Source organism: Ancylomarina salipaludis, from assembly GCF_004122035.1.
In the GTDB taxonomy this organism is placed as follows: Bacteria; Bacteroidota; Bacteroidia; order Bacteroidales; family Marinifilaceae; genus Ancylomarina; species Ancylomarina salipaludis.
The window spans coordinates 118316-141444 of record NZ_SAXA01000011.1 but is presented as its reverse complement, the minus strand read 5'-3'; the positions used below and the strand labels follow the sequence as shown (position 1 = coordinate 141444).

The following is a 23129-nucleotide window of genomic DNA, read 5'->3' as shown; positions in this document are numbered from 1 at the left end:
TGTACAAGAATGAGATCGACTAATAAACTTAAAAATCAGATGTAGTACACTAAGCTTTAAGCCTGTAGAACTCTTTCATATTCAAATTTGATCATTATCAATCTCAAATAGAAAGGTCTCAGGTCGCCAAAATTACAAATAAAACTACTATATTCCCTAATCAAAACACTGTTCAGAATCATTTTTTAAGTTCTTTTATAAAGATTTCAAATCTGAATGTTTTTTCAAATAAAATTTCATAAAATATAATGAATAGAGTATCAGTTTTTTTAATGGTTTTAGTTCTTTGTACGAACAGTTTTTTTAGTAAGGGACAAAATTCCGAATATAAAATTAATACAATCGTCATTGATGCTGGACACGGAGGTAAAGATCCTGGTGCTATTGGGAAACATAGCTACGAAAAAAACATTGTTCTAAGTATTGCTCTGAAAACCGGAAACTATATCAAAGAAAACTTTCCGGATATCAAAGTTGTTTATACCCGGGATACCGACGTCTTTATCCCGCTACAAGAACGCCCTGAGATTGCCAATAGATGCAAGGCTGATCTTTTCATTTCTATTCATGCCAACAGCCTCAAGAACAACACACGAACCTATGGGACTGAGACTTTTATTTTGGGGCTTCACAAATCAGAAGATAACCTGGCTGTGGCGATGAAAGAAAACTCTGTGATGCTCTACGAAGACGACTACAGTAATAAATACGAGGGATTCAACCCTAAGGACCCGGCTTCATACATCATCTTTAACCTGATGCATAGCCTGCATATTGATAATAGTACATCGATGGCTCAACATACCGAATATCAATTCAAAAGCAGAGTTGGAAGGCAATCGAGAGGAGTAAAAGCGGCTGAGTTGTGGGTTCTAAGAAAAGCCAGCATGCCTTCGGTATTAATCGAAGTTGGTTTTATTTCAAATCCTAAAGAAGAGAAATTTTTATTATCCGAAAAAGGACAAGACTATATGGCTTCGGGAATTTTCAGAGCCTTTAGATCTTATAAGGAAGAAATTGAAAGACACAGCTCAAGAACTCTTGTAATCAAAAAAACAGAAGTCGCAGATACCAATTCAGATGAAGTATGCTTCTGTATCCAGGTGAAATCATCATCAAAAAGAATCCCGCTGAACTCTAAAGTATTTGAAGGTTTAGGAACTATTGAAGAACATTTAATTAATGGGGTTTATAAATATTCAGTTGGACATTCAACCAATCTAAAAACAGTTATCAACAAAAAAAGAGAAATCAAGAGACGTGTTTCAGATTGTTTTATAGTCGCTTACTACAAAGGAAATCCTATTTCCATCAAAGAAGCCAAAAACATTCAAAAATCATAATAAATATTCTATACCTTTGATTAAAGAAAAACAGAGAAATAACACAATAATACTTAAATGAAAATATCAAAAGAAGCTACTATTGGATTATTGGTTGTAGTTGCCGTTACAATTTTTATTTGGGGAATTAATTTCCTTAAAGGAAACAGCATTTTCTCAACAGAGCAAGTGTTTTACGCAAAGTATCAAAGAGTTGATGGGCTTAAAAAATCCAGTCCGGTAACTCTAAAAGGCTTTAAAATTGGTCAAATTAAGTCAATCAATTTTAACGAGTCAAATATTAATGATCTTATTGTATCATTTTCAGTTGGTAATGAATTCCACCTTCCCAAAAATACAACAGTTCGTATCGTGAGTTCGGATATTATGGGAACCAAAGAAATTCAAATCAACCCTGGCGACTCAAAAGAGATATTGCAAGCTGGCGATACCATTAGCGGTAGCATTGAGGGCGATCTTAAAGAACAGGTTAGCATGCAAATGCTACCTCTGAAAAATAAAGCTGAACGCTTGATGTCAAGTGTCGATTCTGTATTGACAGTAATCCAATATATTTTTAACGCTGATGCCCGTGATAATATTTCGCAAAGCCTTTCAAATATTAAGAATGCAATAGACAATTTAGAGAATACATCCGGGAATCTTGACACCTTGGTTAGCGGACAACGATCTCATATGGAAAAAATATTGTCTAATGTTGAATCAATAACAAGCAATCTGGATTCCAATGGAGAAAACATCAGTAAAATCCTGAACAACTTCTCCAGTATATCTGACTCCTTAAAACAGGCTGAAATTACGTCAACTGTGAACAACGCCAATGCCGCTTTGGCTCAGCTAAACGAAATTTTCCAGCAAATAAATTCAGGCAAAGGCAGCATGGGAGCCTTTCTCAAAAATGACAGTCTTTATTTTCATATGGAATCTGCTTCGAAACACTTAGATGAATTATTAATCGATCTTAAAGATCACCCCAAAAGATATGTTCATCTTTCAGTGTTTGGACGAAAGGATAAGCGTAAGAAATAAGAACATAAATACATACAAATAAGCCAGGCTAAAACCTGGCTTATTTTTTAGTTCAAAATCAGATCATTCAGACCCTCATAAGACGTGTTTACATTTCGATGAGCATCTGAGAAACGTAAAATTCTTTTAATCAAACTAGTTGGCGCTTCAATCAATAAATCATCGATATATTTGATTAAATCTCCCGATCCCATCAAGTCATCTATCGAGATGCTTTCAAGTTCAGACAGAAAATCATCATGACTCATTGTTGATGACCAACCTACAAGTGTAAAAATTGAATTCATTCGCATTTTTAATTGGTTTATACCTCTCTAACGCGAATATTTACATTTTAGTATATCAAAGCATTTAGGGCACTACGAAATCAGTAAACTAAGCTGTTTCTCTTCAATCATTTTCCTCAAATTAATCAAAGCATAACGCATACGCCCCAATGCCGTATTGATACTAACATCCGTATCATCAGCAATCTCTTTAAAACTCAAGCCCTTATAATGACGCAGAACAATCACCTCTTTCTGATCCGATGGAAGGCGATCCACCAATTCTTTCACCTCGTAATGCACCTGAGACCGAATCATGATATCCTCACAATTGTCGTCACTAAATTTTTCTGAATTAAAAAGATCCAATTCAAAATCATCATTCGAATAAACCTTATTCATTTTCTCCTGCCTGTAATGATCGATAATCAAATTATGGGCAATCCGAAAAACCCAAGCCAAAAACTTACCGTTGTCGCGATATTTTCCTGCACGTAAAGATTGAATGACTTTAATAAATACATCCTGGAAGATGTCTTCAGTCAGATCCTTATTTTTTACAATTAAATAAATGTAGGTGTACACCCTATCTTTGTGGCGAGTTATAAGCATTTCTATCCCAGACTGGTCCCCGGAAATAAATCGCTCAATATAATATTGATCGCTTTTTAAATCAAACTTCTCCAATTTCACATTTTATATTTTAAGTAATACTGTGTAGAGATTGATCTATAAGCGAAGTAGGTTTTAGTGTGTCAATTATTATATCATCTGCAAGATTATAAATATTAAAGAGTTTTGCAAATCGTAAGAACTTAAATAAATTTGTAAGATTTTATATTTCGCTCAGAATTTCACGGAACAAACATGATTCATCAAGATAAATTCATCACTATAAAGGGAGCAAGAGTCCATAACCTTAAAAATATCGACTTAAAAATTCCTCGCAATAAATTTATTGTGATCACAGGCCTTTCCGGATCAGGAAAATCGTCCTTGGCTTTCGACACGCTCTATGCTGAAGGGCAGCGTCGATATGTTGAGAGTTTATCAGCCTATGCCCGTCAATTCCTTGGGCGAATTAATAAACCCGAAGTCGATTTCATTAAAGGGATTCCACCAGCTATTGCCATCGAGCAGAAAGTTAATACACGAAATCCGCGTTCAACCGTCGGAACGTCTACTGAAATATACGACTATCTGAAACTCTTATTTGCAAGAGTGGGAAAAACCTACTCCCCTGTTTCAAATAGTTTAGTAAAAAGACACAGTATTACTGATGTGGTTAATTTTACTCTTGAACAAGAACCCGATGCAACTGTCATGATTATGGCTGAGCTACATCCCAATGCCGAACGGACGAGACAAGAACAGCTGGAAATCCTGTCTAAACAAGGGTTTTCGAGAATTGAAATTGACGGCAAGGCCCATAAGATATTTGATATTTTAGAAGATCAGGCATTATTATCCCGAGAAGGGGATATTCATATCATTATTGACCGACTTCGTGTTGATAAGGAAGAAGACACCCGAAATCGACTGGCTGATTCCATACAAACAGCCTTTTACGAAGGTAAAGGGGAATGTTTAATTTCAATTACCGATTCCCAAACCACAAATTACCATAATTTCTCAAACCGTTTTGAAGCGGATGGTATAACATTTGAAGATCCGCATACACATACTTTTAGTTTTAATAACCCCATTGGCGCCTGTCCTAAATGCGAGGGCTTTGGTAAAGTCATTGGCATAGATGAAGACTTGGTGATTCCCAATAAAACATTGAGCATTTACGAAGATGCTGTAGTCTGTTGGAAGGGTGATAAAATGAAAAAGTGGAAAGATGAGTTGGTATTTGCTGCCGATAAATTTGATTTCCCAATTCACAAACCCTTTTTTGAACTTAGCGAAGAACAAAAACAGTTGCTTTGGACCGGGAATAAATATTTCAAAGGGCTGCATGCTTTCTTTACCTATGTCGAATCCAAACAATATAAGATTCAATATCGAGTAATGTTATCGCGTTACCGTGGCAAGACAACATGTCCGGATTGCCGTGGAACCCGATTAAAAAAAGAAGCCGGCTACATTAAAATTACAGGTAAGAATATTCAGGATTTAGTTTTGATGCCAATTTCAGAACTCAATGAATTCTTCAGCAATATCAAATTAGAAGGAAGCGATGAAAAAATTGCCAAACGTATTTTAATTGAAATACAAAATCGTTTACAGTTCCTCGCTGATGTTGGACTAGGTTACCTCACTTTAAACAGACTTTCAAGCAGTTTATCCGGTGGTGAATCACAGCGAATAAATCTTGCAACTTCACTTGGCAGTAGTTTGGTTGGTTCGCTTTATATATTGGATGAACCCAGTATTGGTCTTCACTCAAAAGACACCGAGCTTTTAATTAAAGTCCTTCGCCAGTTACGCGATTTAGGAAACACGGTTGTCGTGGTTGAACACGACGAAGATATCATTATGGCTGCTGATCAGGTTATTGACATTGGGCCATATGCAGGACGATTGGGTGGTGAACTGGTTTTTCAAGGTAATTTAGACGAACTTAAAAAGTCGGATATTAGCTTAACGTCTCAGTATATTTCAAAAACACGATGCATTCCAACTCCCAGCTCCAGGAGAAAATGGAACAACTATATTGAAATTTTAGGTGCTCGCGAAAACAACCTAAAATCACTGGACATTAAATTTCCTCTGAACACCATGACAGTAGTAACGGGTGTCAGTGGTTCGGGGAAATCATCCCTCATCAAAACCATCTTATACCCTGCCCTAAAGAAACATTACGGTGGTTACTCAGATAAAAGTGGACACTTTGATGCATTAAAAGGAGATTTACATATGATTAACAATGTGGAATTTGTTGACCAAAATCCCATTGGAAAATCATCGCGTTCCAATCCGGTAACTTACCTGAAGGCCTACGATGAGATCCGAAAATTATATGCAGATCAACAAGCATCAAAATATGGCGGGTTTAAATCTGCACATTTCTCATTCAATATCGATGGTGGGCGATGTGATGAATGTCAGGGCGAAGGAATCATCAAGGTGGAAATGCAATTTATGGCTGACGTCTATTTGCAATGCGAGAGCTGTAAAGGTCGTCGATTTAAAGATGATATTCTTGATGTCAGATATCGTGAGAAAAACATTCATGATATTCTTGAGATGACCGTGAATGAAGCCACTGAATTCTTTATGGAATCAACTGGTAAAACGGAGAAAAAAATTGCTCAACGTTTAAAACCATTGGTTGATGTTGGTTTGGGTTACGTAAAACTTGGCCAAGCATCAAGTACATTGAGTGGTGGGGAAAGTCAAAGAGTCAAACTCGCTTCATTTTTGGCAAAAGAAAAAGTGGAGCCTTGTCTGTTTATCTTTGACGAACCTACAACCGGACTCCATTTCCATGATATCAATAAACTAATGGATGCCTTCAATGCGCTAATTGCCAGAGGCCATAGTCTGATTGTGATTGAGCACAATATGGAGGTGATTAAATGCGCTGACTGGATTATTGATTTAGGTCCGGACGGAGGAAATAAAGGTGGGAACCTTTGTTTCGAAGGCTTACCCGAAGATATAATCAACCAATCAGATTCTTTTACAGGAGAGTATTTGAAAGAAAAATTATAAAAATATGACACTCATTCACTAAGACTATCTAATTATCTTTATGATGGGACATACAATTTCAACACAGTAAATAAAAAGATTACAATATGATAGATTTAAACTCAACAGATAACAAACTTGTTATAGAAAATATAGAAAAATTACGAGCCAAAGGAAGCATTAACGATCTTCCTGCAATTCTGGATTATCTGGTTTCACCAGCAAATATTGAAATAGAAAAAGCCCTGTATGCTTTTATTTTTGACATCAAAGATCCCAAAGCCGTCGAACCAATTATTGCGGCTATACAGAGTCCTAAATATCAAGCTATTCAAAAAAAATTAATTGAATTTTGCTGGCAATCAAGTTTAAAATTTGCTAATCACCTTGGTCTTTTTGTCGATTTGCTGATAAAAGGCAATTTCGAGATTGCATTTGAAGCATTCACTGTAATTGAAAACATGGAAGAAAGCCTTGATTCTCAAACCAAGGAAACCGAGATGAAAAAATTAAAAAATGCAATCTCTACAGTTAGTGAAGATCGCAAAGGCTTGCTACATGAAGCTTTCCATCTTATTGAACAAGCTGAAGAATAACACTCATTTACATGTAACTAAATCGGCCAACTCAATATAAGAAAGGCTTTATTACTTTTAAAAGTAATAAAGCCTTTCTTCGTTTCACAACACAACCTCAAAATGCAAACACGTAGCATTCAGTCCAATATAAATATTTTAATAAAAATCTGTATATTTTATTGTTTTCTGATAGGGTATTATCCTGATTATGCATCTTAGTAGTAGAAAGACAGAAAGATCAGGCCAATCCTTCTCAATAATCATAGTCTAATAGTCTTAAACTTTTAAAATATACGATCATGAAAACAAATTTCAGAAAACAGATTTCGATATTGCTTTCATTAATTTTGGTCCTTTCTTTTAGCCAAGTGATGGGAGCTGAAAGCTTTAATTTCAAAAAGAAAAATAAAGCTAAAACGCAACAAGTCATCGATACGCTTAAGTACAATGTTTACAAAGGAAAAATTAAAAACAAAGAGACTGGCGAACTTCTTATTTTTGCTAACATCACAGTAAATGGCTCCAATGTAGCAACAGTATCAAATAGCGATGGTGAATTTCTTTTAAAAATTGCTAAAGATTCAGATGCAACAACACTGACTGTATCTCATATCGGATATAAAAATAAGGAATTTGCAATTGCTTCATTAAACCCAATGAAAAATGTCCTTGAACTGGAATCCGCCATTATACCTCTCGGTGAAATTAATATTTACCCTCACGACCCGTTGTTCCTTGTTCGAAGTATTCTTAAGAGAGTTGCTGAAAACTATGCGCTTGATCCTAATATGATGAAAGGTTTCTATAGAGAGACCATTAAGAAAAACAGAACTTATGTTGCTTTATCTGAAGCCGTTGTAAACATCAACAAAGCAGGCTACAGACAATTGCGCGACGATCAGGTTCAAATTTATAAAGGACGTAAAAGTCAGGATGTAAAAAAAATGGATACCTTGCTATTCAAATTACAAGGTGGACCAAACACAACATTGCTCCTTGATATTATCAAAAATCCTTACAATTTATTGTCGGGTGATTTTATTGAGAACTACAATTACACCCTTAAAAATATAACCAAGCTTAATGATAAAATCCACTATGTGGTTGAATTTAAGCAAAAGCCAGGCATTGATTTACCATTATACTATGGCCTGTTTTATATTGACGCAGACAGACTGGCATTGAGTAGCGCCAGATTCAGTTTAAATATGGAAAATGAATCAGAAGTCAAACAGATGTTTATTCGCAAAAAGCCAGCTGGAGCAGAAGTAACACCTCTATCTGCTGACTATATTGTGAACTATCAGGAGAAAGACGGCAAATGGTATTTCACTTACGCTCGCGGTGAAATAAAATTCAAATGCAACTGGAAACGTAAGCTGTTCAACTCCAAATTTTCAGTAATGACTGAAATGGCTATTACTGACCGAAGCGAAAATGAACCTGAAAGATTCAAAGGGAAAGACCGATTCAAACCGAATCAGGTGATGACTGATGAAATTGGAAACTTTAGTGATAAAGACTTTTGGGGTGCATCTAATACCATTGAACCTGACCAGTCAATTGAAGCTGCAATTCGTAAATTAAAAAGACAAGGGAAATAAAATGTAAACGACTAATCAAAGAATATCCTGGAGTTCACGCTCCGGGATATTTTAAAACTAAATTTCATCACATACAACGAGACTTAAAAAAAAGACCTATTTTTAATTAAACATTAAAAATAAACGAAAACTAAAGAATGTTCGAGGACAATCATATTATTACAAAACATATACGAGAAGGCAACTTAAAGGAATTTGAACGAGTTTTCAAAGAATTTTACCCGCAATTATGTCTTTATGCCCTTCGCTTTGTCAAAACAAAAGATTTAGCTGAAGAAATTGTTCAGAACCTCTTTTGTCAGATTTGGGAAAATAGAAAAGATCTGAATATTCACACATCAATAAAAGCTTATTTATACCGATCTACCTATCACAATGCCCTGCAGGTTTTAAGAAAAATGGGCAGCCATAACAAATACAAGGAATATCTTAAATATCAATATAACGAAAACGAGTCTTCAACAAATAAACTTGAAGAAAAAGAAATAAACAAAATTGTACAACAGACTCTTTCATCACTTCCTCAACGCTGTGAAACCATTTTTAAGATGAGTCGATTTGAAGGTTTAAAGTATCAGGAAATTGCTCAAAAGCTCTCCATTTCGATAAAAACAGTCGAAGCCAATATGGGGAAAGCCCTAAAAGCATTTCGGCATAATTTGAAAGATTACATATGCTTATTTTAAGTAAACTATAATACCAAAGAAAAACAATTAAGAAAGACTATTGCTGCAGCTAAACTTTCAATAGCTGCTAAAAACAAACAGAATGACTAAAAAATTTTCACATACACTGGATTGGGAGATCATTTCGAAATATTTAAGTGGCGAAATGACAGAATCGGAACAAAAGGTTTTCGAAGCGGAGATGGCGGTAAATCCTGGCTATGCTGAAGCAATAAAAGCTTCTGGAAAGGATTTGACACATGCAGACCTATATCTTGCTGAAAAAGCTTTTGACTCGGATAATGCATGGCAGAATGTCAAAAAAAGAATTGTGCGCAAAGAAATTGCAAACACAAAGCTTTCTATTTACCGACTTTCTCCTTTTAAAACTTTTATGAGAGTTGCTGCCTCAATCATAATCCTACTTGGTATTGGACTTTTAGCCCAAACCACTTACACGCATTTGTATTCAAACAAAACATTTGTTTGTGAATCAAATGAAACCAACAGGAGCATTACCCTTGAAGATGGATCTGTAATTACACTTAACTCAGATTCAAAACTAATTTATCCCAGAAAATTCAAGGCTAAAGAACGTCGTATTGAGCTAATTGGTGAGGCATTTTTCAATATTGCTAAAAATCCGGATAAACCCTTTATTATTAAAGCACAAGATGCTGAAGTGAGAGTATTGGGAACCTCGTTCAATATCAACGCCACCAAAAACAAAGTTGAAGTTTTGGTGGAAACAGGAAGAATTCAATTCTCTTCAATAAACAAACCAAGCAATAAACTTGTTTTAATTCCAGGTGACTTTGCCCGGTTGAAGGAGTCAAAACTTGAAAAAACGGTGAGTCGGGATGATAACTATTTGTCGTGGAAAACCCGCCAAATAATCTTTAGAGACACCAAACTTTATGAGGTTGCCAGAGTTTTGGGAAGAACCTATCAGGTACAAATTCATTTTCAGGAAGAAGACCTAAAAAACCTGGCCTTGAATTCGACATTTGATCACGAACCTTTAGACAATATTTTGAACTATATGTGTAGCCCATTTAACTTGATTTATGAAAAAAAGGGCAAAGTCATTTTAATTAAAAGAGCGAATTAAACTCACTTTTAATTAATTGTCTGCCTCTGGATTATTTTAATCCGGTTAAAAAAAAAACGCATCTACCCTCTTATTAAAAACGAACACATGCTTAAGCCAATCACCCATATAATTATTAAAATACAGACAAAAACGCTATTCCTTCTCTTTTGTCTCTTAATGATTAGTGGGGTTAGCTTAAGTCAGAACAATGGACTCAATCAAAGAATATCGATCGATCTAAAAAATCTTAGTTTAGAGAATGCATTAGATTCCATCGCTAAGAAAACCAATACCTATTTCACCTACGATGCCAGCATTCTAATCGGAAAACCACGCGTGAATCTTGTTGCTAAAAACGAAATGCTCAAGCTTGTTTTAAGACAAATCATTCCTGATACCACATTAAATTTTCAACTAATAAATAAACAAATCATCATTGTTCCGACAAGCTTACGAGAGAATATTACCCGGAAAATTTTAAAACCCCAATTAAACACAAAAAAGATTTCAGGTCGGATTCTGGATAAAAGAAACAAAAAAGCCTTAGCCTATGCAAGTATTGGCATACGTGGCAAAACAATTGGTACAATTAGTAATGTAGATGGTGAATTTCTACTAAACATACAGGCCGAGCATTTTAACGATACCCTCGTCATTTCCTTTATCGGTTTAAAAAACACTGAAATTCCTTTAGCTCAATTATCAACAGATGATATTAGGATTGAACTTGAAGAAGATTATATTTCTTTGCAGGAAGTCATTATTAGGAATACCGATCCGTTGGCCTTACTAAAATCTGTCATCAATAATTTCAGTAAAAACTACCCCGAGCATCCAAGCCTTTTAACGGCCTTTTACAGAGAATCTGTAAGTAAAAATAAAAACTACATGATTTATCTGGAATCCATTCTCGATATTTATAAATCATCCTATCAATCATACAACAGAATTGATATGGCAAAGATTTTCCAATCGAGAAAAATTTATGATTCCAGCCGATTAGATACAGTATCATTACGTTTAAAAGGTGGAGTTGAAGGTTGTCTACAACTCGATATCGTTAAAAATAAAATTGATTTTCTGAATCTGGAAAATTTAAGCTTTTATTACTTTCAAATGGATGGTATTAGTTCGTTCAACAACCACCCTGTTTATATTATTCAGTTCCAGCCCAAACCTGATCTCAGTGAACTGTTAATGCAGGGAACACTATATATCGACACGCGCAGTTTAGCCATTATCAGAGCCGAATTTTCATACCCACTAAAGCGAATTAATGAAACTAAAAATCATTTTATTGCGCAAAAATCATCCAAAACCAAAGTGCGACCTCTCAAAATTGAATATGATGTTTCATACAAAAATATTAATGGGAAATACTACTTGAATCATACAAAAGGAAACCTCAAATTTAAAGTTCGACACAAACGTAATTTCTTCTCAAAAACCTTTGAAACCTGCTTCGAAATGGCAATTACACAAGTAGATACAAATAATGTCGAACGATTCAAATACAAAGAACGTTTACGCCCTAATACAGTTCTGTCTAAATCCAGATTGCCATATGATTCAGAATTTTGGGGCAGTCAAAATTATATTGAACCTGAAGAAAGCATTCAGCATGCTTTGGAAAGAATTAATGCCAATATGCAACAAGTAGCTAAAAAAGATGATTAATTACTGATCTGTATTATCAATGTGGACCTGTCCGACCTGTAGACGAATCTTTAAAAGCAAAAACCAATATCATTCGTGCTTTATCAGCGATAAGGCATATCATATGACAAAAATGAATGGCAATATACAGCATATCTTTGAAGCCCTTCTGTCCCATCTTAACACATATGAAAACATCAACATTACCTACCTTAAAACTTGTGTACAGCTAAATACCCACGCTACATTTCTATCAATATATACAAAACGTGACCGTTTGGAACTTGAATTTCAATTAGAACGCGAAGACAACTTCTTCCCCATTTTTATGTGCCAACGAATCTCTAAAAACCGGGTATTACATCGAGTTGCATTGGGAGATCTTTCTGAATTCGACGATCAGATTAAAATCTGGATTGATGATGCCTATTGTTTGATCGAAAAAAAAGCAACCGATAATTAATCAAAAAAAGAAGCAAGCCATACATCAAAAGATTCTTGTATCTTTGTCACATCAAAAGCAAATAGCAACTCTCGCTATTTTTAAGAAAAATTCAGAACACATCAATGAGATTCAATCAATATAGCTTTAGCCCGGAGGTTAAAAACAACCTCGAGAATTTAGGATTCAAACGCCCTACAGACATACAATTCAAAGCAATTCCTCCAATTATGAAAGGAGAAGATGTTTTAGCCATTGCACAAACGGGTACGGGTAAAACTGCGGCTTTTGCTATTCCAGTTATCGATAAGCTACACCGAAACAAAAAAAACAAAAAATCTGAAGGCATCAAAGCTGTTGTGATGGTACCAACCCGTGAACTTGCAATACAAATCACAGAAGTTTTTCAGGAAATTGGTAAAAAAACAAAAGTGACTACTTTTTGTGTCTTTGGAGGTGTAGAACAAGGACCACAGATAGCCAAGTTACAGGAAGGTATCGACATACTGGTGACTACTCCGGGGCGAATGTTCGATCTTGTAAACCAAGGCTACATTCATCTTTACGATGTCGAAACCCTGATTCTTGATGAAGCTGATCATATGCTTGATCTTGGGTTTATTAAGGATATTCAGGATCTGATTAAATATTTACCTAAAAAGAGACAAACCTTGTTCTTTTCGGCAACCATTAGTCCTCGCATTAAAAAATTAGCCTACTCACTGGTTACCAAAGCCATTCGAATTCAGATTTCACCCAAAGATCCCATATCAAAAAATGTGGAACACACAGTTGGGTTTATTAAAATGGATGATAAACGTTTCTTCCTTGAACGTTTCATCAAAGACAATGCTGAAAGTAAAATTCTGGTTTTTGTCAGAACTAAAGTTCGGGCAGAAAGAGTTAGTAAGGCTATGGAAAGAGTCAATATAAAGACTCTGACGATTCACGGTGATAAAGAGCAAAAAGATCGTTTAACTGCACTCAAAGATTTTAAAACTGGAAACATTAAAGTTTTAATTGCTACCGATGTGAGTGCACGAGGCATTGATATTCCAAATGTTGATTACGTTGTTAATTACGATTTGCCCGATGTGGATGAAAACTATGTACACCGAATAGGGCGAACCGGACGTGGAGTCCAAAAAGGAGTTGCCATTTCTTTCTGCAGCGAAGAAGAAAAATTAATGCTCAGCGAGATTGAAGACTATATTGGAAAGAAAATTTCAGTCATGGAAATTTCAAAGGAAGATTACTCAACCACTATCGATTTTTCAGAAGATTATTCAAAAAGCTTAAAAGAGTTGATGCTTGAAGCTGAAAACTTCGAATTAGAAAATAAAAAGGCAAAGGCTAAAAAAATAAGGAAGAAGCAAAAAAAATAAGCAATTCCCTGTATAATATAGCACAAACAAAGCTCCGGATTTTACAACCCGGAGCTTTGTTTTATTGTGAATACATCTATTAATACCCATTCGAACAACCATTCCCTGTCCTTTTATATGGCTTTACCGATTTTCACAAAAGAATTCACAATATTTAGATTCCTATTTGTAAATTTACCTTTCAAACGATACATAATTACATTGATATCTTTCATAGTCAATACATCTTTATTTTAATCAAATTGATTAACTTATGAAACAGATATCAATCGATAAGAAAAAACCATGAAGCCAAATTTAAAACTCAGCATATCAGAAATACCTTTCAAAAGCAATCTTAATTTTTTGCCTTTAATCAAGCGACTGGAGCAAGAAATTAAGAATGATAATGATTATTCTGCTCAAGCACGTTTCATCTTATCACAAATTAAAGACTACCCCATATTTTTTAAAAAATCTATTTCTCCTAAAGAACTTACTAAATATGACAAACAAATAAGGGTTCTAATGTCGTTTATTTATTCGCCTCTTGAGTTGGAAACGACAATGAGTGGCACTGCAGCTCCACTTGATGACAACGCTTTTTTTCAGTCGACCCTAAACAAAGAACTTGAGGCTGACGAAACCAAAAGTTTAATAATGATAGATGATTTTAGTGATGATCAATGTATGCTGCTTTTCTCAAAGCTAATGTATGCCTATTCCATCATTTTAAAAGAATATTATTATTCGGATATCAATATAGACTATTTTATCCGCTATCGTTTGGACAATAAATTAAATGGCTTGGTTAATCATTATAAATTAGATTTGGATTCCTCCTATATTGATGTGACACACAAAGGCCAACTTACAGAACTATCCGATAATGATATAAAAAAGCTCATCGACAACCCTTTAAACATGGATTTATGGCTTGAAACATTGCCCCTTAATCAGTTTGAGTTTTCAGGCTTTATGAAATTCAAGTACATTGATGTAACACACTTAGAAGTTATTTCATCACTTAAAACCGATTTACTAGAAAAAGCAAGTATCATTAATCCTCTTAATTTTAAGAATCTTGAGCAAAATCTTCGTTCTCTTTTCATCAATCCACAATTGCGATTAGGCTTAATGGCTTTGAATATAAAAAACAACGTCGTGCAAAACCGAACTGATTTTTGGCATGGACTTTTAAGTAATTCTGATTTTAACTGTTGTGATTATGAAAATTCTATATACGAGAAAGCCTTAAGAACAAAATCACCTGTAATTATCAACGATCTGTCCAATTACAACAATATAGGACCAATTGAAAAAGGCATTCTTAGCAAGGGAATTAACAATATTATTTTAACACCATTGATTTTTGAAGATCAACCCATTGGAATTCTTGAGATTGGATCTCCTAATGCTTATGATATCAAATTTACTAAGCTTAGAACAATCAAAGACCTGATGCCAGTTTTTTCAATAGCATTAATGCGATCGAGTAATGAACTTCAAAACAAAGTACAGGCTACGATTAAAGAAGAATGCACAGCCATTCACCCAAGCGTTGAGTGGCGATTTGAGGACGCTGCTCACAACCTGCTTCAGCAGCGTGTGACCGATGAAAACGCCAAAATGGAACAGATTGTTTTCGATGAAGTGCATCCCCTGTATGGCGCTATCGATATTCGTAATTCATCGCAAGAACGTAATCACAGTATCCAATGCGATTTATTGGAACAACTTAATTTGGCAAAAAAAGTCTTTGAAGAAGCATATCGCCTTAAACAAATGCCTATATATGATCAAATTATTTATAAAATTGAGCAATACAGCAACAATATTGAAAAAGGCCTGTCATCAGGTGATGAGTCCAATATTCTCAACTTTATTCAGGAACATGTCGACCCCTTATTTTCACATCTAAACTTTAAGGATCAGCAATTTAAAGAGGCTATTTCGAATTATAAAAACAGTCTTGATCCCAATTTAGGGATAGTATACAAATGCCGAAAAAGATTTGAAGATTCTCTTGCACTGATCAATAGCTGTATCATTAAATATCTGGATAAAGAGCAAGAAAAAGCACAACAAATGTACCCTCATTATTTTGAGAAATACAGAACAGATGGCGTTGAACACAATATCTATATCGGCGAATCCATAACTAAGGAGCAAAGCTACAACCCCATGTATCTTAAAAACTTAAGATTATGGCAACTTATCATCAGTTGTGAAATAAGTCGTAAAACCGCAGAACTAAAGGCTTCTTTACCAATACCTCTGGATACAACAGCACTTATTCTTGTTCACTCTCAAAAACTGTCAATTCGTTTCAGACAGGATGAAAAGAAATTTGATGTAGATGGGGCCTATAATATTCGCTACGAAATTGTAAAAAAACGAATTGACAAAGCGGTTATTAAAGGAACCAATGAACGCCTGACACAACCTGGAAAAATAGCAATTATCTTTTCTCAGGGAAATGAAATGTTTGAATACCAGCGCTATTTGGAATATCTTATTTCCAAAGGCTATTTCGAGAATAAAATTGAAAATTTAATATTGGATGATTTACAAGGTATTTATGGATTACGAGCACTTCGTGTCACAATAAAAACAGGAGAAAACGGACAAGAAAACATTACCGAACTGGCTCAGGAAATCGGACTTAATGATTAATTTCAACATATAATAAAGTACAAAGGAACTCAACAATTAACCTATAATGCATAAAATCCTACTTTCTTCACTAATTCTATTACTTAGTCTGAATCTTTCTGCTCAAAACAAGCAGGATAGTTTAAAAAAAGGCGCACGTCCAAAGATTGGCTTGGTCTTAAGTGGTGGAGGTGCCAAAGGATTTGCTCACATTGGCGTTCTTAAGGTGCTCGAAGAATTAAATATGCCCATAGATTATATCGCCGGAACCAGTATGGGAAGTATTATTGGAGCCTTTTATGCCATGGGATATTCTGCCACAGAAATTGAGAAGCTGGTCTTAAGTCAAGATTGGGAAACTCTATTAAGTGATAAAATATCAAGAAAATACATTCATGTCAAAGACAAAATAAACCTCGACCGATATGTGATTTCTTTTCCCATAAAACCAACGGGTATTAGAATTCCTGCAGGTATTGTTCAGGGGCAAAACATCATCAATTTATTTGAGAAAAATACTATTGAATTTCACAACAAGACTGATTTTAGAAAGTTTCCTATCCCATTTGTATGTATTGCAACAGATTTGGAAACTGGTGAAGCGGTTGTTCTTGATAAGGGAAATATTTCACAAGCACTAAGAGCAAGTATGGCGATCCCAACCATCTTCACGCCTACAGAAATTGACGGACGCTTATTGGCTGATGGCGGTATGGTGAACAACTTTCCGGTAGAGGAGGTAATCAAAATGGGAGCTGATATCGTCATTGGTGTTGATGTACAAACCGGGCCTAAAGAAAAAGAAGAACTTCATTCAATAGAAGATATCATCAATCAAACAATCAGTTTGATGGCAAAAAAAGAATTTGAGAAAAACAGAAAACTCTGCGATATTTATATCAAACCAAACATTAAAAAATATTCAACTGCCGATTTTCAAAAAGCTGATAGTCTGATTTACTTAGGTGAAAAGAAAGCCACAGAACAGATTCGCACTCTTCAACAACTCATCGAAAAGTACAAACTGTCCCAAACACAAAATCAAAATTACCCCATCGTTTCAGATTCCAGTCAATTTTTTATTGATCAAATCCAAATCAATGGTTTAAAACATGTTAGAAAATCAACTCTTTTAGGAAAACTTAATCTGGAAACAAGAAATTGGATTTCGATAAAAGAAATCCAGAAAGGGATTAATCGTGCCTATGGCAGCAAATATTTTGATAAAATTAGTTTTCAACTTCTGGGTGGTAATGAAAAAACACTTGTCATCGATGTTAAAGAACGCAGAACCAATCGGTTTAATATTGGGATGCATTACGATGATGACAATAAAGCATCGGTTCTTCTTAATACAACCTTCCAAAATAAAATTCAAGATGGATCGAGCCTTTCTTTAGATTTGAAATTATCAGAAAACCCCCGTTTTACAGCAACTTATAATCTGGATAATGGACTAAAACCAGGCTATCAATTCAAACTCGACTTAAACGACTCGGAAGTGTTTGAGTTTCAGGATGGAAAAAAAATCGCCAGCTATGATTTAAAATACTTAAAATTGGATGCCAATATTCACTCTACATTCAGAGAATCCTACTCAATAGGCTTTGGTGGAAAAATGGAATTGTATCGGGTTTCATCTAAACTTTCCATTCCATTTGTTGAGCAATCTGACGAAGATTATTTCTTCACCTATTACTCCTTTATTAATATGGATTCTCATGAAAGAGCCTATTACCCAAAAAGGGGCTTTAGCTTATATGGGGAATACAAACTTATCACCAATAATGGGTCTTCACTTGATGGCAACAACCGGCCTGCTTCAGTAGCCTATTTAAAAGCTCAGAAAGCAATATCCCTTAGTCAAAGACTAACTGTTTACCCCAAATTCTATGGTCGTATCATATGGGGGAAAGCCATTCCGGAAGTCTTCTTAACCTATACTGGCGGACTTGATCAAACCAACTATTTCGATATTCAGGTTCCTTTTGTAGGCCTAAGACGCATGGAACTTGCATCGAAAAATTCCTTTGTTTTTCGAACCGATATTCAATTTGAGTTATTCAAGAACAACTACCTTGTTCTTAAACCCAATATTGGCAAGGTTGTAGATAATGTCAACACTGCGCTAACAAAAGGACGTTGGGTTAAAGGAGTTGGCTTAACCTACTCTTATAATTCACTGGTTGGACCAATGGAAGTGACACTTAGTCTTTCTGATCTGGAACAAAAGGTGCGTGGTTTTATCAATTTAGGTTATTGGTTTTAAAAAACCTGTTCTGCCAATTTTTGCTTTGACAATTTCATGAACCTAAACATAAATAAGATTGAAGCCGTTCCCAATCCAACGGGTAAGCCCCACCAAATACCAACTTCTTTTAATCCAAAAGTAAATGCACAAAGATAACCCGTAGGTAGAGATACTATAAAATAAGCAATAAAGGTGTAAAGTGTTGGCATATTAACATCAGACATCCCTCTTAAAATGCTACCAAAAACAATTTGCAAACCATCGAACAACTGATAAATCAGCATAACAACAATAAACTGTGCCGCTAAAGCAATAACAAGAGGATCATCCGAAAATAGAGTTGGTAATTGGTTTCTCAGAAGTAAAAAGCCTAAACCAATAAAAATGACCATCAGAATAACCAGATGAATGGCTGCCCAACCTGCCTGTCGCATCTCCTCTATTTTATTTTCTCCCAAAAGTGAAGAGATACGAATTGTTGTACTTGAGGCAATCCCTAAATAAACCATAAAACTAATCGTAGAGATACTCAAAACGACTTGATGAGCAGCTAAGCCGGCAACACTAATCCACCCCATCATAATGGTACTCAGCATAAAAGCCGAGGCTTCCATTACCAGCTGAGCCCCAATTGGAACCCCCATCTTCCATATCTTAAAGAAATCTTGAATTGCAAACTCTGCCTTTGCTATAATTTCGCCATAAGCTTTAAAACTTTTGCCCTTTTTAAACACAAAAAAGAAACTGACAGCCATAAAAATTCTGGAAATCAAAGTGCCATAACCAGCTCCATTTAAACCCATAGCAGGCAAACCCAGTTTTCCATTGATTAGAATATAGTTGAATATGATATTTACCAGATTAGCTATCAAAACAATATTCATAGCAACTCTTGTGTTAGCTAAGCCCTCACAAAATTGCTTGTAGCCCATAAAAACCATCATGGGTATTATGGAAAAACTAATAATCCACAAATAAGTTCGTGCCGGAAGAATCACATTAGCAGCCTGCCCCATCTGATCCATAAACAAGCTGATAATATAAATCACCAGACTTAAAAAGATCCCCATGCTCAAAACCGCCCACATAGACGACTTAAACCAGGCCCCCACCTGATTCATCTCATAATTGCCTCTTGCCTTTCCAACAAGGGGGGTAATGGCATATGAAAAACCAGTTCCCAAAACAATCACTAGCCAAAAAATAGTATTGGCAAATGATGCAGCAGCCAGCTCCAATGTTCCCACATGGCCAATCATCATATTATCGATTACCCCAACAGTAACCTGCCCCAACTGAGCTAAAATTACCGGAACTCCCAGTTTTATTAGACCTTTGTAATGCGATTGATAAGACTGAAAATATGAGCGGATTGTTTGACTGGTCATTGTTACTGATAAGTATAGAAAACGAAGTATTACAAAAGAATACCATAGTATTCAAATGGCCTGCAAAGGTAAATGAAATGACGGGATATTATAACTCTATACTGCTTATTTGGAGGTCTGATTTAAATAAATTCAGTCTCTGTCCAGTTGTTCTCATTGTAAACCTCAATCCCATTATCAAGTAGTAATTGAGATGTTAAACCATTACCCTCGACGAGTTTTCCTGAAAATGTTCCATCGTAGATGAAACCACAACCACACGAAGGGCTATTGGCTTTCAGAATAACTTTTCCAACATCACAGGCCTTACAAATTTCCAGTACTCTTTGCGCTCCCTTTTTAAAGGCATCAGAACAATCTGATCCGGCTTTAGTCAGAACTTTCTGATCGCCATCAGCGTCAAAAACTATTTCACAAGCATCACGAGGCGTGCCTAATCCTCCCAATACTTCCGGACAAACAGGCATCATTCGTCCTGAATCAACCAAGGTTTCAAGCTCTGACAGTTGACTACTACTCCCATTGTAACGACAATTAATTCCGAGTAGACATGCGCTAACTAAATATATTTTCTGTGACATTAAACTGCTTTTATAATGTAAGTTACAACTCCCCAAATAAGAAAATCGTTATCCGAAGTGACCTTTATGGGTTCAAACTTTTCGTTTTCAGGCATCAAAAGGATATGATCCTTCTCAATTCTGAGCCGCTTCACGGTAAATTCACCATCGATAAAACAAACTGCTATTTTGTTATTACTAGGCTCCAGACTTCTATCAATAACGAGAAGGTCACCATCGTGAATATTAGCCCCTATCATACTCGAACCTTCAACTCTGACGTAAAATGTGGCTTCCTTATTCTTTATGAGCTCTTTATCAAGACTTATTTTTGTTTCAATAAAATCATCAGCCGGACTTGGGAAACCAGCACGAACTTTAGCACTAACAAAAGGAAGCAATAGTTTTTCTTTGCTCGATGGAATAAAAAATTGGAGTTTGCTTTCTTTAGTCATTCAATTTTATTTTTAAGATATCGCTTAATTTAGTTGTATACGAAGGGGATAATTTTTCCTGCTTCATTTTCCACATTCGCTTGGGATCCTGACAGCCCAACTTTACCGTGCTATCCTTATACCTATTATTCAATGCATCCATCACTTTATGCAAAATTGTGTGCTTCGGATTTTCACCCGAAAAAAGAGATAATTGCTTTTGCGATTCATCTACAAGATCGAGAACAATAACACCAGCTTTCTTATAGGCATAACCTTCTCGATAAATCTTTTTCAAAGCTTGTATGGCAAACTTCACCAAATCGATACTCGAATTCGTTGCATAGGGAATATGCATAACCAAAGAATTCTGATATTGCGGCAAATGTTTTTGATGTTTGCTGGTTTGGATAAAAACCATCAGAGCTGAACAGGATGAGCCTTGTTTTCGCAGCTTCTCAGCACAACTAACCGTAAACGTTGCGACACGCTCCCTGATTTCCTCGTAATCACTTGTCGTCGATTCAAAGGTTCGTGTTGTCGAAATTGATTTTTTAGTCTGCCATTGCTCCAATTGTATTGAAGGGATACCCATCAAATCGTGTTTCAAACGCAAACCAACCACTGAAAACTCCTTCCGAACCCAATGATCGGCTCTTTGAATAAAATCATAGCCCGTTTTAACATCGTAGCTCCGAAGTTTTTTTGCATACTGTCGGCCTATTCCCCAAATATCTTCTACACCTACCCATTTAAGCGCTTTTTCACGTTTCTCATCGTTATCAATAAGGTAAACACCATGTGTTCGATCGCTGTATTTTTTAGCAATTCGATTGGCAAGTTTTGCCAATGATTTTGTTGGACCTAAACCAATACACACGGGAATCCCCGTCCATTTTTCCACCTTCGCTTTTATTTCCCGGGCATACTCTTCCAAATTGATATAATCGTAACCATGCAAATCCAGAAAGGCCTCATCGATACTATAAATTTCCATTTCAGCAGCAAAACCTGATAAAATCGTCATAACCCGATGACTCATATCGCCATATAAAGCATAATTTGAAGAAAAAACAGAAACCCCTTTCTCTTCAAATAACTTTTTAAACTTATAAGCTGCTGCTGCCATTGGGATCCCCAGATCTTTGGCTTCCTGACTCCGCGCAATAACACAGCCATCGTTGTTTGATAAAACAACAATAGGTTTGCCATTGAGAGAAGGCTTAAATACCCGCTCGCATGAAGCATAAAAGTTATTGCAATCGACTAAAGCATACATATGGCAAAGGTAACAGATAATTGCCATATGGCTATTATCTCTGGTAACTGAAGACTATAAAATTGAATTGTGCATAAGCTCCCAATAATAAATGAAATCTAAATTTAACAGACATTCTTTTGTCAGTAAAATGTTCATACCGATATTTGCAAAAGCTTTTCGGTCAGACGAAGCTATTTACAAACACACTAAAATAACATAATGAGCATAAAAGGAATCGTATTCGATTTGGACGGAACACTTGCTGATTCAATTGAAGACATTGCAGATTCAATGAATCAGGTTTTGGAAGAGCAAAATTTAGCAACACATGATATAGAGACTTACAAAACCTTTGTAGGAAACGGAATTCGAAAACTGGTAAAAAGGTCCTTACCCGAAAGCTTAAGAACAGATGAGTATTTCCCTAAAAATTTAGATCGAATGCTTCAGGTTTATGGGGCAAACTGCATCAATAAAACCAAACTTTATCCGGGGGTTGCCCATCTTCTTAATCAACTCAACGATAAAGGGATTAAAATTGCTGTTTTCTCAAACAAAGCGAATCACTTAACTCAAAAAGTAGTCAAAGTTCTTCTTGCAGAATGGGATGTTGAATTTGTGATTGGAGCTGGTGGTGACGTCGCCAGAAAACCCAATCCCCAGGGAGCATTGATAGCTGCTGAAAAAATGAATTTATCTCCTAACCAACTTATGTTTGTAGGCGATTCAGGTGTTGATATGGAAACAGCCCAAAATGCCGGCATGTTTGGCGTAGGTGTATTGTGGGGATTTCGTGATGCCGAAGAATTAAAAGCGAAAGGAGCTAAAGCTATTATTAGCGAAGCTTCAGAACTCTTGAAACATATTTAAAATAGCAGAAGACAGGTTACTTATTATAGAA

19 protein-coding genes are annotated in these 23129 nt (G+C 35.6%); 13 read left to right on the top strand and 6 right to left on the bottom strand.

What is annotated here, in order from left to right:
* Window positions 1-248 precede the first annotated feature (248 nt).
* Both EO244_RS12545 and EO244_RS12540 read left to right on the top strand, forming a co-directional pair.
* Window positions 249-1343, top strand: a complete 1095-nt coding sequence (locus tag EO244_RS12545) for an N-acetylmuramoyl-L-alanine amidase family protein (protein WP_129255021.1) — start codon at window positions 249-251, stop codon at window positions 1341-1343.
* A gap of 57 nt (window positions 1344-1400) precedes the next feature.
* Window positions 1401-2372, top strand: a complete 972-nt coding sequence (locus EO244_RS12540; RefSeq protein ID WP_129255020.1) for an MlaD family protein — start codon at window positions 1401-1403, stop codon at window positions 2370-2372.
* Between the two features lie 47 nt (window positions 2373-2419).
* On the opposite strand, the gene EO244_RS12535 is transcribed toward EO244_RS12540, so the two are convergent.
* A complete protein-coding gene (locus EO244_RS12535) occupies window positions 2420-2659 on the bottom strand; it encodes a hypothetical protein (RefSeq protein ID WP_129255019.1) in 240 nt (79 codons plus the stop codon).
* A gap of 72 nt (window positions 2660-2731) precedes the next feature.
* Window positions 2732-3331 carry an RNA polymerase sigma factor gene (locus tag EO244_RS12530; RefSeq protein WP_241687983.1) on the bottom strand — a complete coding sequence of 200 codons (600 nt, stop codon included), beginning with the start codon at window positions 3329-3331 and terminating at the stop codon, window positions 2732-2734.
* Between the two features lie 174 nt (window positions 3332-3505).
* On the opposite strand from EO244_RS12530, the gene uvrA reads away from it, so the two are divergent.
* The 10 genes from uvrA to EO244_RS12480 all read left to right on the top strand — a co-directional run bounded on the left by uvrA (window position 3506) and on the right by EO244_RS12480 (window position 18603).
* Window positions 3506-6298: an excinuclease ABC subunit UvrA gene (gene uvrA, locus EO244_RS12525; RefSeq protein WP_129255018.1), complete on the top strand. Its 2793-nt coding sequence runs from the start codon at window positions 3506-3508 to the stop codon at window positions 6296-6298.
* Between the two features lie 86 nt (window positions 6299-6384).
* Window positions 6385-6873, top strand: a complete 489-nt coding sequence (locus EO244_RS12520) for a hypothetical protein (RefSeq protein ID WP_129255017.1) — start codon at window positions 6385-6387, stop codon at window positions 6871-6873.
* A 281-nt stretch (window positions 6874-7154) separates the two neighbouring features.
* Complete coding sequence (locus tag EO244_RS12515; RefSeq protein WP_129255016.1) at window positions 7155-8459, top strand: carboxypeptidase-like regulatory domain-containing protein; 1305 nt, start codon at window positions 7155-7157, stop codon at window positions 8457-8459.
* A 137-nt stretch (window positions 8460-8596) separates the two neighbouring features.
* The gene (locus tag EO244_RS12510; RefSeq protein WP_129255015.1) at window positions 8597-9145 is read left to right on the top strand and encodes an RNA polymerase sigma-70 factor; all 549 of its coding nucleotides are present in this window, start codon (window positions 8597-8599) and stop codon (window positions 9143-9145) included.
* 82 nt (window positions 9146-9227) lie between these two features.
* A complete protein-coding gene (locus EO244_RS12505; RefSeq protein WP_129255014.1) occupies window positions 9228-10235 on the top strand; it encodes a FecR family protein in 1008 nt (335 codons plus the stop codon).
* A gap of 87 nt (window positions 10236-10322) precedes the next feature.
* Complete coding sequence (locus EO244_RS12500; protein ID WP_129255013.1) at window positions 10323-11894, top strand: carboxypeptidase-like regulatory domain-containing protein; 1572 nt, start codon at window positions 10323-10325, stop codon at window positions 11892-11894.
* A 112-nt stretch (window positions 11895-12006) separates the two neighbouring features.
* Entirely contained in the window at window positions 12007-12336 is a 330-nt protein-coding gene (locus tag EO244_RS12495) for a DUF5655 domain-containing protein (protein ID WP_129255012.1), read from the top strand.
* A 104-nt stretch (window positions 12337-12440) separates the two neighbouring features.
* Window positions 12441-13700 (top strand): DEAD/DEAH box helicase, encoded by a 1260-nt coding sequence (locus EO244_RS12490; RefSeq protein WP_129255011.1) that lies wholly within the window; start codon window positions 12441-12443, stop codon window positions 13698-13700.
* Between the two features lie 285 nt (window positions 13701-13985).
* Complete coding sequence (locus tag EO244_RS12485) at window positions 13986-16355, top strand: GAF domain-containing protein (RefSeq protein ID WP_129255010.1); 2370 nt, start codon at window positions 13986-13988, stop codon at window positions 16353-16355.
* A 46-nt stretch (window positions 16356-16401) separates the two neighbouring features.
* Window positions 16402-18603: a patatin-like phospholipase family protein gene (locus EO244_RS12480; protein ID WP_129255009.1), complete on the top strand. Its 2202-nt coding sequence runs from the start codon at window positions 16402-16404 to the stop codon at window positions 18601-18603.
* On the opposite strand, the gene EO244_RS12475 is transcribed toward EO244_RS12480, so the two are convergent.
* The 4 genes from EO244_RS12475 to EO244_RS12460 form a co-directional block, all read right to left on the bottom strand.
* A complete protein-coding gene (locus EO244_RS12475) occupies window positions 18600-19973 on the bottom strand; it encodes an MATE family efflux transporter (protein WP_129255008.1) in 1374 nt (457 codons plus the stop codon). The two genes, EO244_RS12480 and EO244_RS12475, sit on opposite strands and share 4 nt — an antisense overlap.
* A 122-nt stretch (window positions 19974-20095) precedes the next feature.
* Window positions 20096-20554, bottom strand: a complete 459-nt coding sequence (locus EO244_RS12470) for a DUF523 domain-containing protein (protein WP_129255007.1) — start codon at window positions 20552-20554, stop codon at window positions 20096-20098.
* Window positions 20554-20988: a LexA family protein gene (locus EO244_RS12465; protein WP_129255006.1), complete on the bottom strand. Its 435-nt coding sequence runs from the start codon at window positions 20986-20988 to the stop codon at window positions 20554-20556. The genes EO244_RS12470 and EO244_RS12465 overlap by 1 nt, the downstream gene beginning before the upstream one ends.
* Window positions 20981-22273, bottom strand: a complete 1293-nt coding sequence (locus EO244_RS12460) for a Y-family DNA polymerase (RefSeq protein WP_206734558.1) — start codon at window positions 22271-22273, stop codon at window positions 20981-20983. Before EO244_RS12460 ends, EO244_RS12465 begins: the two co-directional genes overlap by 8 nt.
* Before the next feature lie 174 nt (window positions 22274-22447).
* Between EO244_RS12460 and EO244_RS12455 the strand changes: the two genes are divergently transcribed.
* A complete protein-coding gene (locus tag EO244_RS12455; protein WP_129255005.1) occupies window positions 22448-23098 on the top strand; it encodes an HAD family hydrolase in 651 nt (216 codons plus the stop codon).
* Window positions 23099-23129: the final 31 nt, after the last annotated feature.

Coding starts and splice junctions, on each gene's coding strand:
- EO244_RS12545 (WP_129255021.1), top strand. CDS start 249: ATGAATAGAGTATCAGTTTTTTTAATGGTTTTAGTTCTTTGTACGAAC.
- EO244_RS12540 (WP_129255020.1), top strand. CDS start 1,401: ATGAAAATATCAAAAGAAGCTACTATTGGATTATTGGTTGTAGTTGCC.
- EO244_RS12535 (WP_129255019.1), bottom strand. CDS start 2,659: ATGAATTCAATTTTTACACTTGTAGGTTGGTCATCAACAATGAGTCAT.
- uvrA (WP_129255018.1), top strand. CDS start 3,506: ATGATTCATCAAGATAAATTCATCACTATAAAGGGAGCAAGAGTCCAT.
- EO244_RS12520 (WP_129255017.1), top strand. CDS start 6,385: ATGATAGATTTAAACTCAACAGATAACAAACTTGTTATAGAAAATATA.
- EO244_RS12515 (WP_129255016.1), top strand. CDS start 7,155: ATGAAAACAAATTTCAGAAAACAGATTTCGATATTGCTTTCATTAATT.
- EO244_RS12510 (WP_129255015.1), top strand. CDS start 8,597: ATGTTCGAGGACAATCATATTATTACAAAACATATACGAGAAGGCAAC.
- EO244_RS12505 (WP_129255014.1), top strand. CDS start 9,228: ATGACTAAAAAATTTTCACATACACTGGATTGGGAGATCATTTCGAAA.
- EO244_RS12500 (WP_129255013.1), top strand. CDS start 10,323: ATGCTTAAGCCAATCACCCATATAATTATTAAAATACAGACAAAAACG.
- EO244_RS12495 (WP_129255012.1), top strand. CDS start 12,007: ATGAATGGCAATATACAGCATATCTTTGAAGCCCTTCTGTCCCATCTT.
- EO244_RS12490 (WP_129255011.1), top strand. CDS start 12,441: ATGAGATTCAATCAATATAGCTTTAGCCCGGAGGTTAAAAACAACCTC.
- EO244_RS12485 (WP_129255010.1), top strand. CDS start 13,986: ATGAAGCCAAATTTAAAACTCAGCATATCAGAAATACCTTTCAAAAGC.
- EO244_RS12480 (WP_129255009.1), top strand. CDS start 16,402: ATGCATAAAATCCTACTTTCTTCACTAATTCTATTACTTAGTCTGAAT.
- EO244_RS12475 (WP_129255008.1), bottom strand. CDS start 19,973: ATGACCAGTCAAACAATCCGCTCATATTTTCAGTCTTATCAATCGCAT.
- EO244_RS12470 (WP_129255007.1), bottom strand. CDS start 20,554: ATGTCACAGAAAATATATTTAGTTAGCGCATGTCTACTCGGAATTAAT.
- EO244_RS12465 (WP_129255006.1), bottom strand. CDS start 20,988: ATGACTAAAGAAAGCAAACTCCAATTTTTTATTCCATCGAGCAAAGAA.
- EO244_RS12460 (WP_206734558.1), bottom strand. CDS start 22,273: ATGGCAATTATCTGTTACCTTTGCCATATGTATGCTTTAGTCGATTGC.
- EO244_RS12455 (WP_129255005.1), top strand. CDS start 22,448: ATGAGCATAAAAGGAATCGTATTCGATTTGGACGGAACACTTGCTGAT.